At 57.6% G+C, this 13,845-nt stretch carries 12 protein-coding genes; 8 read left to right on the top strand and 4 right to left on the bottom strand.

Annotation, left to right across the window (positions count from 1 at the left end):
- Positions 1-42 precede the first annotated feature (42 nt).
- The 3 genes from CCR96_RS01145 to CCR96_RS01135 all read left to right on the top strand — a co-directional run bounded on the left by CCR96_RS01145 (position 43) and on the right by CCR96_RS01135 (position 4,301).
- Positions 43-1,788, top strand: a complete 1,746-nt coding sequence (locus CCR96_RS01145; protein WP_338035790.1) for a type I secretion system permease/ATPase — start codon at positions 43-45, stop codon at positions 1,786-1,788.
- A 182-nt stretch (positions 1,789-1,970) separates the two neighbouring features.
- Entirely contained in the window at positions 1,971-3,266 is a 1,296-nt protein-coding gene (locus CCR96_RS01140) for an HlyD family type I secretion periplasmic adaptor subunit (RefSeq protein ID WP_242518291.1), read from the top strand.
- Between the two features lie 54 nt (positions 3,267-3,320).
- Entirely contained in the window at positions 3,321-4,301 is a 981-nt protein-coding gene (locus CCR96_RS01135) for an NAD-dependent epimerase/dehydratase family protein (RefSeq protein ID WP_201215246.1), read from the top strand.
- Between the two features lie 163 nt (positions 4,302-4,464).
- Here CCR96_RS01135 and CCR96_RS01130 read toward each other — a convergent pair whose 3' ends face one another.
- Positions 4,465-4,794, bottom strand: a complete 330-nt coding sequence (locus CCR96_RS01130) for a hypothetical protein (protein ID WP_201215244.1) — start codon at positions 4,792-4,794, stop codon at positions 4,465-4,467.
- On the bottom strand, positions 4,740-5,312 hold the full coding sequence (locus tag CCR96_RS01125) for an acyltransferase family protein (RefSeq protein WP_201215241.1): 573 nt from the start codon (positions 5,310-5,312) through the stop codon (positions 4,740-4,742). Before CCR96_RS01125 ends, CCR96_RS01130 begins: the two co-directional genes overlap by 55 nt.
- Positions 5,313-5,555: 243 nt before the next feature.
- Between CCR96_RS01125 and CCR96_RS01120 the strand changes: the two genes are divergently transcribed.
- From CCR96_RS01120 to CCR96_RS01105, 4 genes are all read left to right on the top strand, one after another.
- Positions 5,556-6,341: an FkbM family methyltransferase gene (locus CCR96_RS01120; RefSeq protein ID WP_201215239.1), complete on the top strand. Its 786-nt coding sequence runs from the start codon at positions 5,556-5,558 to the stop codon at positions 6,339-6,341.
- 155 nt (positions 6,342-6,496) lie between these two features.
- Entirely contained in the window at positions 6,497-7,423 is a 927-nt protein-coding gene (locus tag CCR96_RS01115; protein ID WP_242518290.1) for a glycosyltransferase family 2 protein, read from the top strand.
- A gap of 2 nt (positions 7,424-7,425) precedes the next feature.
- Entirely contained in the window at positions 7,426-8,142 is a 717-nt protein-coding gene (locus tag CCR96_RS01110; RefSeq protein ID WP_201215235.1) for a class I SAM-dependent methyltransferase, read from the top strand.
- Between the two features lie 32 nt (positions 8,143-8,174).
- Complete coding sequence (locus CCR96_RS01105) at positions 8,175-8,585, top strand: GtrA family protein (RefSeq protein ID WP_201215233.1); 411 nt, start codon at positions 8,175-8,177, stop codon at positions 8,583-8,585.
- Positions 8,586-8,653: 68 nt separating this feature from the next.
- Here CCR96_RS01105 and CCR96_RS01100 read toward each other — a convergent pair whose 3' ends face one another.
- Positions 8,654-10,351, bottom strand: a complete 1,698-nt coding sequence (locus tag CCR96_RS01100; protein ID WP_201215231.1) for a DUF6311 domain-containing protein — start codon at positions 10,349-10,351, stop codon at positions 8,654-8,656.
- A 15-nt stretch (positions 10,352-10,366) separates the two neighbouring features.
- A complete protein-coding gene (locus CCR96_RS01095) occupies positions 10,367-12,394 on the bottom strand; it encodes an acyltransferase family protein (RefSeq protein WP_201215229.1) in 2,028 nt (675 codons plus the stop codon).
- A gap of 204 nt (positions 12,395-12,598) precedes the next feature.
- Here CCR96_RS01095 and CCR96_RS01090 point away from each other — a divergent pair, with 204 nt between their 5' ends.
- Positions 12,599-13,738: a DUF6311 domain-containing protein gene (locus CCR96_RS01090; protein ID WP_201215227.1), complete on the top strand. Its 1,140-nt coding sequence runs from the start codon at positions 12,599-12,601 to the stop codon at positions 13,736-13,738.
- The last annotated feature ends 107 nt before the right edge of the window (positions 13,739-13,845 follow it).

Below are 13,845 nucleotides of genomic sequence, written 5' to 3'. Positions count from 1 at the left end.
CTCCTGGCCTCTCAATCCACTCTCGTCATGTGTTGACTCTTTGTGCCTAAAGCTATTCTTCGCCACCAGCAGCACAGCCCCGCTGAGGATGAACTGCGTGATGCGCTGAAGGCGAGTCGCGGCTCGTTCTTGTACGCTGGGCTCTTCAGTTTATTCATTAACATGCTGATGTTGCTGCCTGCCATCTACATGTTGCAGGTCTACGATCGGGTGCTGACGAGTTCGAGTATCTCGACCCTGGTGGCGCTGACGCTGCTGGTGGTGGTGTTGTATCTGGTCATGGGGCTGTTGGAGATTGCCCGCTCCTGGCTTTTAGTGCGCGTCAGCGCGGGGTTGGATATGCGCCTCAACGAGCGGCTGTTCAACGCCATGTTCGACTCCGGGTTGATGACTGGGCGTGGCAGTGGCGCGCAGCCGATCTCAGATCTGACCAGCCTGCGGCAATTCTTAACCGGCCAGGGGCTGTTTGCGTTTTTTGATTCACCCTGGATACCGATCTATCTGGCGGTGATCTTCCTGTTGCATCCGGTGCTCGGCTGGTTTGCCGTTGGTGGCCTGATTGTGATTGTCACGCTGGCGGTGATCAATGAGGTGTCGACCCGAAAACCGCTGACGGAATCCAATACGCTGGCGGTCTCGAATCTCAATGCGCTAAACGGGCATCTGCGCAATTCAGAGGCGCTGGAGGCGATGGGTATGCTTGGTCATGTCCACCGGCGCTGGATGCAGCGTCACGTGGACATGCTGAAGCTGCAGGCGCAGGCCAGCGATCGGGCGGGCGTGATGGCGAACATGAGTAAGTCATTTCGGATCATGCTGCAATCGCTGATCTTAGGTGTCGGCGCTTACCTGGCAGTCCTCCAAGAGATCACGCCGGGGGCAATGATTGCCGGTTCGATCTTGCTTGGCCGGGCGCTGGCGCCGGTTGATTTATTGATCGGGTCTTGGAAGCAATTCTTGAGTGCCCGTAGTGCGCATGCGCGCTTGCGCGGGCTGTTGCAGGCGATACCTGCGCGAATGCGTCGGATGCGACTGCCAGTGCCAAAAGGACGGCTGAAGGCCGAGCAACTGGTCGTCGTGCCGCCAGGCGCAACCGCCGCGGTCTTGCGCGGCCTGAACTTTGAGATTGCGGCCGGTGAGGCCATTGGCATGATCGGGCCGAGCGCAGCAGGCAAATCGACGCTGGCGCGGGCGGTGCTAGGGGTTTGGCCGGCGGCCTCAGGCGCGATGCGTTTAGATGGTGCCGCAATTGCAGATTGGAACCGTGACGAGTTGGGGCCGAATATCGGTTATCTCCCCCAGGATGTCGAACTCATGGAGGGAACCGTCAGTGAAAATATCGCGCGTTTTGGTGAGGTTGATCCTAGCGCGGTGGTGACTGCTGCCCAGAAAGCGGGCGTGCACGAAATGATCTTGCGTTTGCCCAAAGGCTATGACACGCCGATTGGTCAAGGCGGAGCGGTACTCTCGGGTGGTCAGCGGCAACGGGTGGGTTTGGCGAGGGCACTCTATGGCAGCCCCTGTTTGGTGGTGCTGGACGAGCCGAACAGTAATCTCGATGAGCACGGCGAGGCGGCGCTGGCCGCGGCGCTGGGCCACCTGAAGCGGAGCCAAGCGACGGTGTTGGTGATTACCCATCGGCCGAGTCTCCTGCATTATGTCGATAAGATCATGGTATTGAGAGACGGCCTCATTCAATCGTTCGGACCGCGCGATCAGGTGCTGGCTGAGTTTGCCCGTCCAGCCGCGGTCGGCCGCCCTGTTGCCGGCGTGCCGGCTCGTGCCTAAGATCTTGTATGCACTCCCCTATGAATCCCTCGATCGCCAAGGGCTCTGAATCTCCTCAGTCAGATCAAGGTGGCGAAAACGCTGCCGCCACCGCCGATGCCCCGAGTCCAGGTGTTTTGGCCGACGCGATAGACTCAAATGCTGAAGTCGCCCAGGCTCCCAGCCCTGCTCCGGCGCCCACATTGGCGACACTGCGCACTGATGATCGCCCTGAGCGTTTGTTTGGCTTGCTCATCCTGCTGGTTGCCTTCGGTGGCTTTGGCGTCTGGTCGGCGCTGGCGCCCATTGATAGCGCGGCGGTCGCCCCTGGAGTGGTGACGGTCGAAAGTTCCCGCAAGACGGTTCAACATTTGGATGGCGGTTTCGTCGATGACATCCTAGTGACTGAGGGTGATCAGGTCGAAGCTGGGCAGTTGTTGGTGCAACTTGACGCGACCCAGGTGCGGGCGCAACTCGAAATCGCGCGCGGCCAGTATTTTGCGCTCTTGGCCGAGGAGGCACGCTTGATTGCCGAGCGCGATGGTGCCGAGCAGATCAGCTTTTCAGCTGAGCTGACTGAGCGACTGGCTGATCCGCGTGTGCAGGATGCGGTGGCAGGGCAAAAACGCTTATTCGAGAATCGCCGGACCGCGCTGCAGAATGAAAAGCAGGTGCTGGGTAAGCGCATCGAGCAGTTGCGTGAGCAGATCCGCGGCTACGAGTCACTGGCGGATAATTGGGGTCAGCGCGCAACGCTCTACCGGCAAGAGATCGAGGCGCTGAATCAGCTGTTCGAGAAGGGCTTCAGCGACAACTCGCGGCTGCGTGAATATGAGCGACTCGAAGCGGAGGTGCTTGGCGAGAAAAGCCAGCACGAGGCGAGCCTCGCTGGGAGTGAGTTGAAGATTATCGAAACCGAGCTGCAGATCGTGCAGTTGACGCGCGACTTCGATACCGAGGTCGCTGAGCGCCTGCGACAGGTGCAGCCGGAGTTGGCTGATCTTAAGGAGCGCATCCAAGCGTTGAGCGATACCCTGAAGCGCACCCAGATCCGTGCCCCGGTCTCTGGCGCAGTGGTGGGGCTGACGGTGCATACCAAAGGCGGTATCGTCGAACCGCGCCAGCGAATTCTTGGCATTGTACCGCAGGGCGAGGATCTGATTGTCGAGGCGCGGGTATCGCCGCAAGATATCGACCGGGTCTTTCCCGGTCTCGATGCGGAAATCCGCTTTACCGCATTCAACCAGGCCGATACGCCGACGGTGCCAGGGCAGGTGCTCACGGTCTCGGGCGATCGCCTCACCGACGAGGCCACGGGGCAGCCCTACTTTCTAGCGCGGATTCGGGTCAGCGAGGCGGGCATGGATTCCCTGCAGGGACGTACCCTGCTGCCAGGGATGCCCGCTGATGTGATGATCAAGACTGGTGCGCGCACATTCTTGGCGTATTTGACCAAGCCGATCACCGATCGACTAGCAACCGCGTTCCGGGAGGAGTGAGCGCAGGTTAGCGCTGGCGAACCGCGGCCGGATCAATCTCAGGAGGCCGATCAGTTGACACCCCGCGTTGTGGTGACCGGATCCACCGGTTTCATCGGTCGGCAACTCTGTGCTCAGCTGGCCGCAAGGGGCTGGCGGGTCGATGCCTTGGTGCGGACGGCCCAGACGGCGCCTCCGGTTGTTGCTCGTGAGCTGTTGTGGAGCCATCGCGATGCGCCGGGTCAGTTGCCTCGTGCCCTTCAAGGCGTTGACGCGGTGATCCATTGCGCGGGCCTCGCGCACCTGTTAGGCGCCGATGCGCGCCAGGCGCAACAGCGATTTCATGACGTCAATGTGTCGCTCAGCGAACGACTCGCGTTGCAGGCGGCGCGGGCCGGGGTCAGGCGTCTGGTGTTTCTCAGCAGTATCAAGGTCAACGGCGAGTCGACTGATGGGCGCGGCCCATTTCTAGCCTCTGATCCACCGGCCCCCAGCGATGCCTATGCTCGTTCTAAAGCGGAGGCTGAGCAGCGCCTGCACGAGATCGGTGCCGAACAGGGCCTGGAAATTGTGATCATTCGCCCGCCCTTGGTTTATGGTCCGGGTGTCTCGGCGAACCTGCTGCGGCTGCTAGCCTGGGTGAGCAAGGGGGTGCCACTGCCTTTGGGTGCGGTCTGTAATCAGCGCAGTATGATCGGGCTGGATAATCTCTGCGACCTGATCACCCGCGCGGTTGAGCATCCGGCAGCTGCGGGCGAGGTCTTCTTGGCTGCGGACGATGAGGATCTTTCGACGCCGGCGCTCGTTCGGCTGATGGCCGCGGGGCTGGGGCGACCAGCCCGGTTGATGCCGATTCCAACGGGGGTGGTGCGTGTCGCGGCAGCCGTCGTCGGGCGGCGCGCGGAGGCCGATCGATTGCTTGGCTCGCTGCGGGTGGACGCCAGCCAGGCCAGGAGCCTGCTTGGGTGGCGGCCGCCGGTGACGACTGCGGCTGGGATCTTCGAGATGGCTTCGTGGTACTCGACCGACAGGCTAGCCGCTGTTGCCCGTTGTTGATGGCCTAGGTTGATCGGCTTATTTTGCACGGCTGCCCTAACGGACCGCCACTTCTTGCTGCCAATACCAGGGTGGTGCCAGTGTTGAGCAGAACCGGTCGCTCAACAAACCGATACGAGGCCTCGGCCAGCAGAAAGGTCAAACCGACGGCCAGCAACCACTGCTAGCCGGGCTCGAGCCCAAGGGTCCACCGCATCAATACATAGATCGGCCAATGCCAGAGATAGAGCGAGTAGGAGGTTTTGCCGATGTGCAGGGCAAGCGGGTGCTCCAACAGCCGCTGCGGCCAGGGACTGGACGCGGCCCCGCGTTCAGTCGATGCCGCGACGGCGCTAGATGACGCGACGGCGGCGATGGTCAGCAGGGTCCCTAACACCGCTGGAATGGCCCAAGGGTATGGAAATGCGGTCTTGTCAGACCAGCCTAGACTGAGCCCGATCAATCCAAGGCCGATGAGCAGCAGCCCTGTGCGCGAGCCGGTACCGCGTGGCAACAGGGCGCCTCGATGATGAGCTTGAACAGCAGCCCCCCCGGCGAGTTCCCAAAATCGGCTCGGCAGTAGATAGAAGCCCTAATCGGGATGGCGTGGTGCACCCACCAGGCAATGGCCAATGAGATGACCATCAGCCCCGCGAGCAAGGCCTCGGCGCTGAAGCCAACCCACCCCGGCCTTGTGCGGAAATGCAGCCAGACGAAGACGATCAGTGGAAAAATCAGATAAAACTGCTCCTCGACCCCCAGCGACCAGGTATGCGTGAACGGGTTGAACTCGACATGCGGCGAGAAGTAGCCGTCGTTGAACCAGACTAGCGCGATGTTGCTGATGCCAAAGAAGGCAAACAGGCCGGTCTTGTCGCTACTGTCGCTGAGCCAGGCTTGTGGGATCAGCGCGGTGCTGAGCAGGGTCGCGAGCAGCAGGCAGACGATCAGCGCTGGGAAGATGCGCAGGATGCGCCGCGCGTAGAAGTCAGCGCGAACTCTCCCTAGTGCTGCGCCGGGCGCTGTGACCAATCCCGTGCCAAGGACGCGCTGACAACATAGCCGGAGATGACAAAAAAAGATCTCGACGCCGGTAAGCCACCAGGCAGAAGCCGCGGATCGAGGTGGTAGAGCATCACCGCAAGGACCGCCAATGCGCGGAGTCCGTCAATGCTTGGGATGTAATGCATCATGCTATGCTGGCACAGATCGCTCGGCCCTGATGTCTTGGTCGGGTGCGTCACTGTTTTCCGATCCTTAAGACGGGGCGCCTGGATGTTACCGCTTGACGTCATCATCGAGTTCGAGCAGCGCTCATTGAAGCCCTTTGCCTTCGATTGGGAATGCGTGCTCGAGCGCGGCTATCGCCGTTTTCTCACCCCCGAGAGCTGCGTGATCGATGTGGGCGGGCATGCCGGGCGCCATGCGCGGGTTTTCGTCGATGAGATCGGCTGTCGTCAGGTGACGCTCTTTGAGCCGTTGCCGCGCCAGTACCAGCAGCTCCAGCGCCGGTTTGCGCCTCATCCGCGGGTGCGGGTGTTGCCGTTCGCGCTTTCGAGCGAGTCGGGTCGGCAAGATTTCATCATCAATCAGGCGGCCCCTGAAGAGTCCGGCCTACGCGAGCGACTCTATAACAACCCGGCTGGCAAACGCCTGCGGAGCATCTCCGTGGAGGTCAGCACCCTCGACGCCCTCAGCGCACAACTCGGCGAGCACATCGACTATATCAAAATCGACACCGAGGGCGCCGAGATTGACATTCTGCGCGGCGCAACGCGAACACTTGCGCGCCACCAGCCGGTTATCTCGGTTGAGTACGGCCTGTCTTCCTATGTCGCCTATGGTCATGACCGGATGACGCTATACGAGACGGCGACCGCGCTTGGTTATCGTGTCTGCGATCTGTTTGGGAATCCTTTTGATCGCGAGCAGTGGGATAACGTAGTCGATCGCTTCTACTGGGACTACTACCTGGTGCCACGGGACAAGGCGGCGGATTTTCAGGCACGGCTTTGGGACGGTGTCTATCGTGAACTTGAAACCCACTGCAAATTAAGGTGAGTCAATATTATGCGTGCTGTTAATTTCCGCAACAGCAGGAAGCCTCTAGCCGCCGCGACCTCGTCTCTTGTTAAAATTTTCGTCGTATGAAGTCTCCGCAACTGCTCTTGTCGGAAGAGGCATGTCGCGATCTGTCGCAATGCCCAGTCCTGAACTTGTCGTTGATTGTTCCAGTTTACAACGAAGAGGACACGGTCGACATCTTTGTAGACCGAGTGAGCCTCATGTTCGCGGATGCGTCGGATCTCCAGCTCGAGCTGATCTTTGTTAATGATGGCAGTTGTGATGACACATTGACTCGGCTGTTGTCGCGTCAACGCCAAGATGGTCGCATCCGGATCGTCGACCTGGCCAGACACTTTGGTAAGGAGTCGGCTCTGAGCGCGGGTCTGGACGCGGCGACGGGACGGGTCTTGGTCCCCATCGATGTCGATCTTCAAGATCCTCCTGAATTAATCTTCGAGATGATCACGCACTGGCGGCAGGGATTTGATGTGGTGATCGCGCGCCGCAGCCATCGCGGCTCCGACTCCTGGACAAAGCGGCAATCGGCGACTTGGTTCTATCGTATTCATAACTGGATCGCGGAGCCAAAATTACCAGAGAATGCCGGCGATTTTCGGCTCATGGATCGGATGGTAGTCGATGCGCTCGGTGATCTTCCGGAGTCGCGGCGTTTTATGAAAGGTTTATTTGCCTGGGTAGGATTCCGTACGACCTTTATCGATTATGTACGACCGCCGCGGATCAGTGGGACGAGTAAGTTCAATGGCTGGCGGCTATGGAATCTGGCGCTAGAGGGGCTGACTAGCTTTAGCACTGCGCCACTGCGAATCTGGACCTATTTAGGAGGGGTCGTCGCTGTCGCATCACTGTTGTATGGGGCGTTTATCGCGATGCAAGTGCTTGTGCATGGAGTAGATCTGCCTGGCTACGCCTCGGTATTCGTTGCCGTGACGTTTCTGGGTGGGCTGCAGTTAATCGGAATTGGCATCGTTGGCGAATATCTCGGACGCGCATATCTTGAGTCTAAGCGCCGTCCGTGCTACTTGGTACGACGGATCTACGATTCCGGTGGTTGAGATTGGACATCAAGGAACTTGCAATTCTTGGCCGCGATGTGGAGTCTCACTGGTACTACAGTGCCAAGGCGGCTGCCATGGAGCGTATGTTGGGTTCTCGTCGTGCTTCATCGATCGTCGATGTTGGTGCCGGCTCGGGTTTTTTTTCTCAGTATTTACTTCGCCGTGGTCAAGGGCACGAGGCATGGTGTATCGATACCGGTTATCGCTCGGACTTGGAAGAGGTCGTGGCGGGCAAGACGGTGCATTATCGTCGGCGGATGGATTTCAATGCTGGAGACTTGGTTTTGATGATGGATGTATTGGAGCATGTTGATAACGATATTGCTCTATTGCAGTGGTACGTTAAGCGGTTGTCCGCTGGAACCCGATTTCTCATTTCTGTTCCCGCGTTCGGTTTTCTCTGGAGTGGTCATGACATCTTTCTTGAGCATAAGCGACGCTATGGGCTGAAACAATTAGAGTCGGTGGTAAAAGCCGCGGGACTTGAGATTGAACGCAGCGCGTTTTTTTTCGCTAGCGTCTTTCCCATTGCAGCAGCAACGCGGGCCGCGCAGCGACTGACCAGCAAGGTCGAACGTCAGCCGCGCTCACAACTCAAACAGCACAGCCCGTTTCTTAATACAATCCTTGCCGGAATCTGCGCCGCGGAGCTTCCCTTTTTTCAGATCAATCGGGCGTTTGGGCTTACGATTTTCTGTCTCGCGGTAAAGCGTTAACGGTTGCCGTCCCTGGAGCCTGCCGCAGCGCCATGAAGCCCTCCGTGCTCGCGGAATTCTGGCGCATTGTTCAGTTCGGGATTGTAGGCGTGTCGGCGACGACAACACACATCTTGGTTGCGCTGGTGTTGATTCGTCATGCTGGCATGCTGCCGCTGATAGCGAATACCTTGGCCTATCTCTCGGCGTTTTGGATCTCGTTTGCTGGCAACTATCTTTGGACCTTCAAGGCGAATACTCCAGTCTGGGATAGTATGGCTAGGTTTTTTTTCATCTCTGGTATGGCTTTCATAATTAACACGTTGTTGCTTGGTGTTTTACTGTGGGGTGGAATGCAGCCGCAATGGGCGGCGCTATCGGCGGCGGTAGTCGTACCGCCGGTCTCGTATCTGGCGAGCCGCTATTGGGCCTTCCGTCGGCCACATCGCCAAGTGCCTGACTAGGAGGCATTCGGGCAATAGCAGCAGAGCCATGATTATTTAGGTCATGCCGATCGATAATAAAGATGTTATCAGTCGTGGCGACACATCACCCCGCGGCGAAAGGGTTGGCAGTTAGCGCCCTGAGCTTGAACGAATTCAACGAGTGCTGGCCTTGCTCTAAAATCGTCAAAAAAGGCATAGACTACTCCCGACTCTAGGCCAAATTGCTGCAAGTGTTTAATCTCCGCTTCGCAATCCTTTTTGTCCCGAGCCACATAGGCACTATTGATGGGTATTGGGCCCAAGTGTGCGGCGAGAACATGGAGTTGGATTTTTGGGCTTCTCAATCCGCTGTCGCCACAAGCGTAGGAGGGTGCTAGATAAAGCATTTCTGCCTCCTTTAGGGTCTCTTGCCAGAAGCTAGCATCCAGTCCCGCGTGCTCAGGAAGGTTGGATGAGAGCCAAATTACTTGTCGCAGCGCTGCCGTATCGATCCACTGGAGCGTCACCGCGACCATGAGCATGGCGGCAGCGGTGTTAGCCTGGAAACGACGGGCTGTGTTGACAACCACGAAGACAAGCAGCACATACACGAACAGCCAGCTAAATCGCCCACTGGCTCGAAAGCTGTTGGTTAATGGGCGCGTCCAGGCGGGAAGCTCGAACTGGACTAGCAAGTGATTACCGGCATAGATCAGGCTGCTCAGTGCAAACAGCAACAGAGCAAGGGTGACCAGAACGAGTGGCCATTGACGCGCGACCTGGCGCAGTGCATCCCTACGCAGGAGTAGCATTATGATCACTGCGAGCATCATGACGCCCGCCCCCAAATAAGCCGCGCCTTCGTACTGTCCGCCGGTGGCGTCTGGATAACTCTGTCCAAAAAACACCCAGGTGTTTTGCTCTAATGCTGCGCGCTCGGCAAGCTCCCAGGCGGATGGTCTAAGTCCGCTTTGCAGCGACTGTATGAAGCTCAAAAGGTTCGTAGAGAAGTGACTGAATCCCGCAGCCTCGGGTGACATGCCAGGTTCTATAAACCCCGTTGCGAGCGCAATAAGAACCACTCCCATGCCGCCAAACATTACCCATGGGGCAGCGGACTGCCAGGAGAGCTTGCCTATCCAAGCAGCCTTTAGCACCGTGGCGAAGAAGATTGAAAAGACGATCGCCATGATGTAGGGATGGATAAACAACGCAATCACCATGAGGGCGACTTGCAGTGTGAGAATCCGTCGTGAAGAATCCGAGGTTGCTATCGCGAAATAGAGCGCGAGTGAGAGTAAAATCAGAAAATGTGCATTGAGGCCAGCGTGATACCAGCGCTGCAGTAGCACAGGCGTGAGCATGGCGAGCAGCGCTCCAAGCAGTGAGATCAGTGGGTCGCTTACGCCAAGGCGGTCTAGTAGCAATACAAATGCGATACCATTGAGCAAATAGCAGGCGCCGATCCAAAATCCAAGAAAATTGAAGTCGTTCGGATAGAAGGAATTGGCAGCCTTAGCCACAAGTGATACCAAGGGAATACTGTCGCTGTAGATGACACTCGTGCCTTCTGGCAAGGATAATTGGTCGAGCCGAAATGGTGGCCACTGCCATGGGGCTTCGAGGTAATAAAGATAGCCGACTAGGTTCGACGCCCGATCGGATGCCACGCCACTCCAGTAGGCCCCATCTCCGAAAAGAAATCCAGGAGCTAGGGTCGAGCTAACGTAAGCAATACCTAATGTCAGGACTAAGATAATCCTGATGCCTAGCGATGCCTGCCACACTTGCTTTCTTGTCTTCATCAAGATGCCTACTCGTTAGGGTGCGGATATTGACCAGAGTCTGCTGACTAAGCTGACAAAGCTCGGGTAAAGTACCCGGTTACCATGAGCACTGAGATGATCGGCATCGAAAAATAGCGGCTGATCGCCATCGAAGCTTGAGCAGGTCTTGCTAGGGCAGAGCAGCGGGAAGGGGTCCCAGATGTGTAGCTCCGGGAAACGCATCTGTAATGTCTTCAGCGAGCGCATTATTGCGGCTCGATGTTCGAGCAATTCCACTCGGGGCATCGTTAGGCCCTGTTTACAGATTGGATTGTGGCGATTGAACCAATCGGCGCAGCGAAAGGCTGGAGCAAGGAAAACAGGTTTGGGCGCATCAATGATGACCTGGAGCCCTTGCGCCTGTAGTCGCTCAATGAGAGCGCTAGCCTCTTCGAGCGCGCGCTGGCGTTTGGCGTCGGCCTCGGCGCAGTCGCGGATGGCGATTACTTGCTCATACGGGAAGCGTCCAAACTGATCCGAGAAGCGAAGCACACGCAGGGAGGCAAGGAAGACGATATCCCCAGGCTGTGCTTGCGACTCGATCTGCCGCAGCTTGTGTTGCACCTCGGTCAAACAGCCGGCGCCAGCCGTGGCCATATCGCTAATTAGGTTCGCCACCGGGCAGGCACCGGTAAAAAGCATGGAGAGCTGAGCGCCATGGTGATCAGCGAGCTGCTGCAGCAGCGTGTGATAGGCCCCGGCATGTGAGTCGCCGATCGCAAAGAGCCGCCGCCTGCTGAAGTCCGCTGCTTGCGGCTCGCGGTCCGTGGGCCATGCATAGGGGTACCAAGTTTGCTGATCGCGGGTTACGCTGAGACTGATCCGTGGTCTGGCATCCAAGATCTGAATGGCGATCAAGCAGGCAAGACCAATGCTCAGGACACCGGCGCCAAGGGTCTGCCAATGCGGTTGCCGGCGGCTCCAGGCATTGCGCCGAAGCGGTTGCTCGACGAATCGATAGGAAGCTTCGGCCAGGACAAAGGTTAAGCCTAGGGCGACCAGCCAACGCCAGCCAGGCTCCAGCCCCAGGGTCCAGCGCATCAGTACATAGACCGGCCAATGCCAGAGATAGAGCGAGTAGGAGGTCTTGCCGATGTGAACGGCAACCGGCTGCTGCATGATCCGCTGTAGCCAAGGGCTCGCCGCTGTCGCATGCGTGTTCGATACGGCCACGGCGGTGATCGTGATCAGCGTGCCTAGCACCGCGGGCAGTGCCCATGGGAACGGAAACGCGGCCTTGTCCGACCAGCCCAGGCTGAAGCCGATGAGTCCAAGCCCGACGACTAACAGCCATGTCCTCCTGATCGCATCCCGTGGTAACAGGGCGCCACGATGATGCAACTTAAACAGCAGACCACCCGCCGCGAGTTCCCAAAATCGGCTGGGGAGGAGATAGAAGGCCCAATCAGGATGACGCGGGGTCAACCACCAAGCAGTGGTCAGGGATGCGACCATCAACACCGCGAGCAAGGCCTCGGCACTGAAACCGATCCATCGCGGATGCGTCCGGAAATGCAGCCAGATAAAGACGATCAGTGGAAAAATGAGGTAAAACTGCTCTTCCACCCCTAGCGACCAGGTATGCGTAAATGGGTTGAACTCAACACGTGGCGAGAAGTAACCGTCGTTGAACAGGACTAGCGCGAAGTTGCTGATACCGAAGAAGGCGAACAGCCCAGTCTTGTCGCTGCTGTCGCTGAGCCAGGCTTGCGGGATCAGCGCGGTGCCGAGCAGGGTAACGAGCAGTAGGCAGACGATCAGCGCTGGAAAGATGCGCAGAATGCGCCGCGCATAGAACCCAAGTGTAAAGTTGATGAAACCGGACCCCTGCGCGCGTGCAAGGGAGGCGCTGACGACGTAACCTGAGATGACGAAAAAGACATCGACGCCGCTAAAGCCACCGGGCAGCAGCAGGGGGTCTAGGTGGTAGAGGATCACCGCCAACACGGCCACCGCGCGGAGGCCGTCGATGCTCGGGATGTAGTCTGTTCGGTCCGCCCGCGGGCTGGTTATCTCGGTCATTCCGCGCGTTACAATTCATCATCGACGGTGTTGCCCTGAAAGTCAGGCAGGCTAGCTGGGCAAGGGTGTGCCATGCCTGCCGCGAACTGCTGTTACAACGTGGTTGGCTTGGTTACTATACTCCCTTCTCGAGATTAGTTCCGCAACAGTGATTGCAGTTGCGTACAAACAAAGATTGACAATGCCCGTCTGGCTGATCTCATCGTGCATCGTTTCATTCATAAGCCCTCGGCGACGAATATCCACCTATTGCCGGCAACTCCGGTTGAGCCCTGGGTTTTGATCCTAGCCTCGGTTCCAGGTCTTTTATTGGCATTCTGGCTCTATGGGCCAATCCTTGATCCTCGAGAAGTTGAGTGGTTGTTGGCTGAAGACGACAGCCTGCAGCATTTCAGTGGCTGGGACATGTTTCGCCGTGACATTTGGCGCTGGCCTCTGGGGGCTGTCCCGCGCCTCGGATCGTTGGTAGACGCATCCATTGTCTATACTGACTCGATACCAGTGATCGCCCTTCCACTGAAGCTCCTGCACCGCTGGCTACCAGATCCGCTGCAGTACATCGGGCCGCTCATGTTGGTCAATCTGATGCTCAACGGCGCGATTGCCGCGGGCTTGCTTCGCGCTATTGGGGGTTCTCGTTTCACGGCTCTAGCTGGCGCCCTTCTCGTGGTCAGCCTGCCAATGGTGACCATGCGCGGTCCGGGCGCATTAGGGCATGAAGCGCTTTCTAGCCACTGGTTGCTCTTCATTGCAATGTGGCTTTCACTGAAAACGCTACAGGATCAGACGGAGAGCAAGAGGCGTGGTCTTTTTCTAGGTTGGCTGGCTCTCTTGGTGATGGCGGTCCTGATACATTTTTACTTGTTTTTTATGGCTGGGATATTCTGGCTATTTTGGTTATTGCGTGAGGGATGGTACGCGAATGGCGTGGCGAATAAACTGTTATCGCTCACCGGGGAAGCCGCCGCAACAATAGCTGCTGTCGTGCTTGCTGTTTGGCTAGCCGGGTATTTTTATTTTGGTCTGATAGTGAGAGGCTATAACGGATTTGGACATTACTCTGCGGAGATGCTGAGCTTTATGAATCCTGGTAGTGCCTCGTTGTTCTTTCAAGCAGAGTCTTTTCATGGCGTCTCATCGGCTTGGAATGGCTGGCGGCCGCCGATCGCGGGCTATTATGAAGGTTTTGCGTATCTTGGTCTGGGCTGCCTATTGTTAGTTGCATTTGCACTCTGGCTGCTTATGCGCCATGGAAGACAGTTAACTGATCAGAGTGGTTTGATAAGGATAATGTTTGCGTTAGGGCTTCCCTCTGGGCTGCTCTTTAGACTTGTGACCAAATAATAATCGTTTTCTCATTGAAAAACATAGTTATTTTTGAGGTTGGCCAACCCTGCAACGACCAAGATCACCTGATCAGCCATGCGAGTAGCACGATTTCTGAACGTGTT

The organism is Halochromatium roseum, from assembly GCF_016653315.1.
In the GTDB taxonomy this organism is placed as follows: domain Bacteria; phylum Pseudomonadota; class Gammaproteobacteria; order Chromatiales; family Chromatiaceae; genus Lamprobacter; species Lamprobacter roseus.
The sequence above is the reverse complement of the archived record's forward strand: the minus strand, read 5'-3'. Positions and strand labels throughout refer to the sequence as shown.

Excerpts from the sequence above, each read along its gene's own strand:
- CCR96_RS01100 (WP_201215231.1), bottom strand. The coding sequence starts at position 10,351 with ATGAAGACAAGAAAGCAAGTGTGGCAGGCATCGCTAGGCATCAGGATT.
- CCR96_RS01095 (WP_201215229.1), bottom strand. The coding sequence starts at position 12,394 with ATGACCGAGATAACCAGCCCGCGGGCGGACCGAACAGACTACATCCCG.
- CCR96_RS01105 (WP_201215233.1), top strand. The coding sequence starts at position 8,175 with ATGAAGCCCTCCGTGCTCGCGGAATTCTGGCGCATTGTTCAGTTCGGG.
- CCR96_RS01120 (WP_201215239.1), top strand. The coding sequence starts at position 5,556 with ATGTTACCGCTTGACGTCATCATCGAGTTCGAGCAGCGCTCATTGAAG.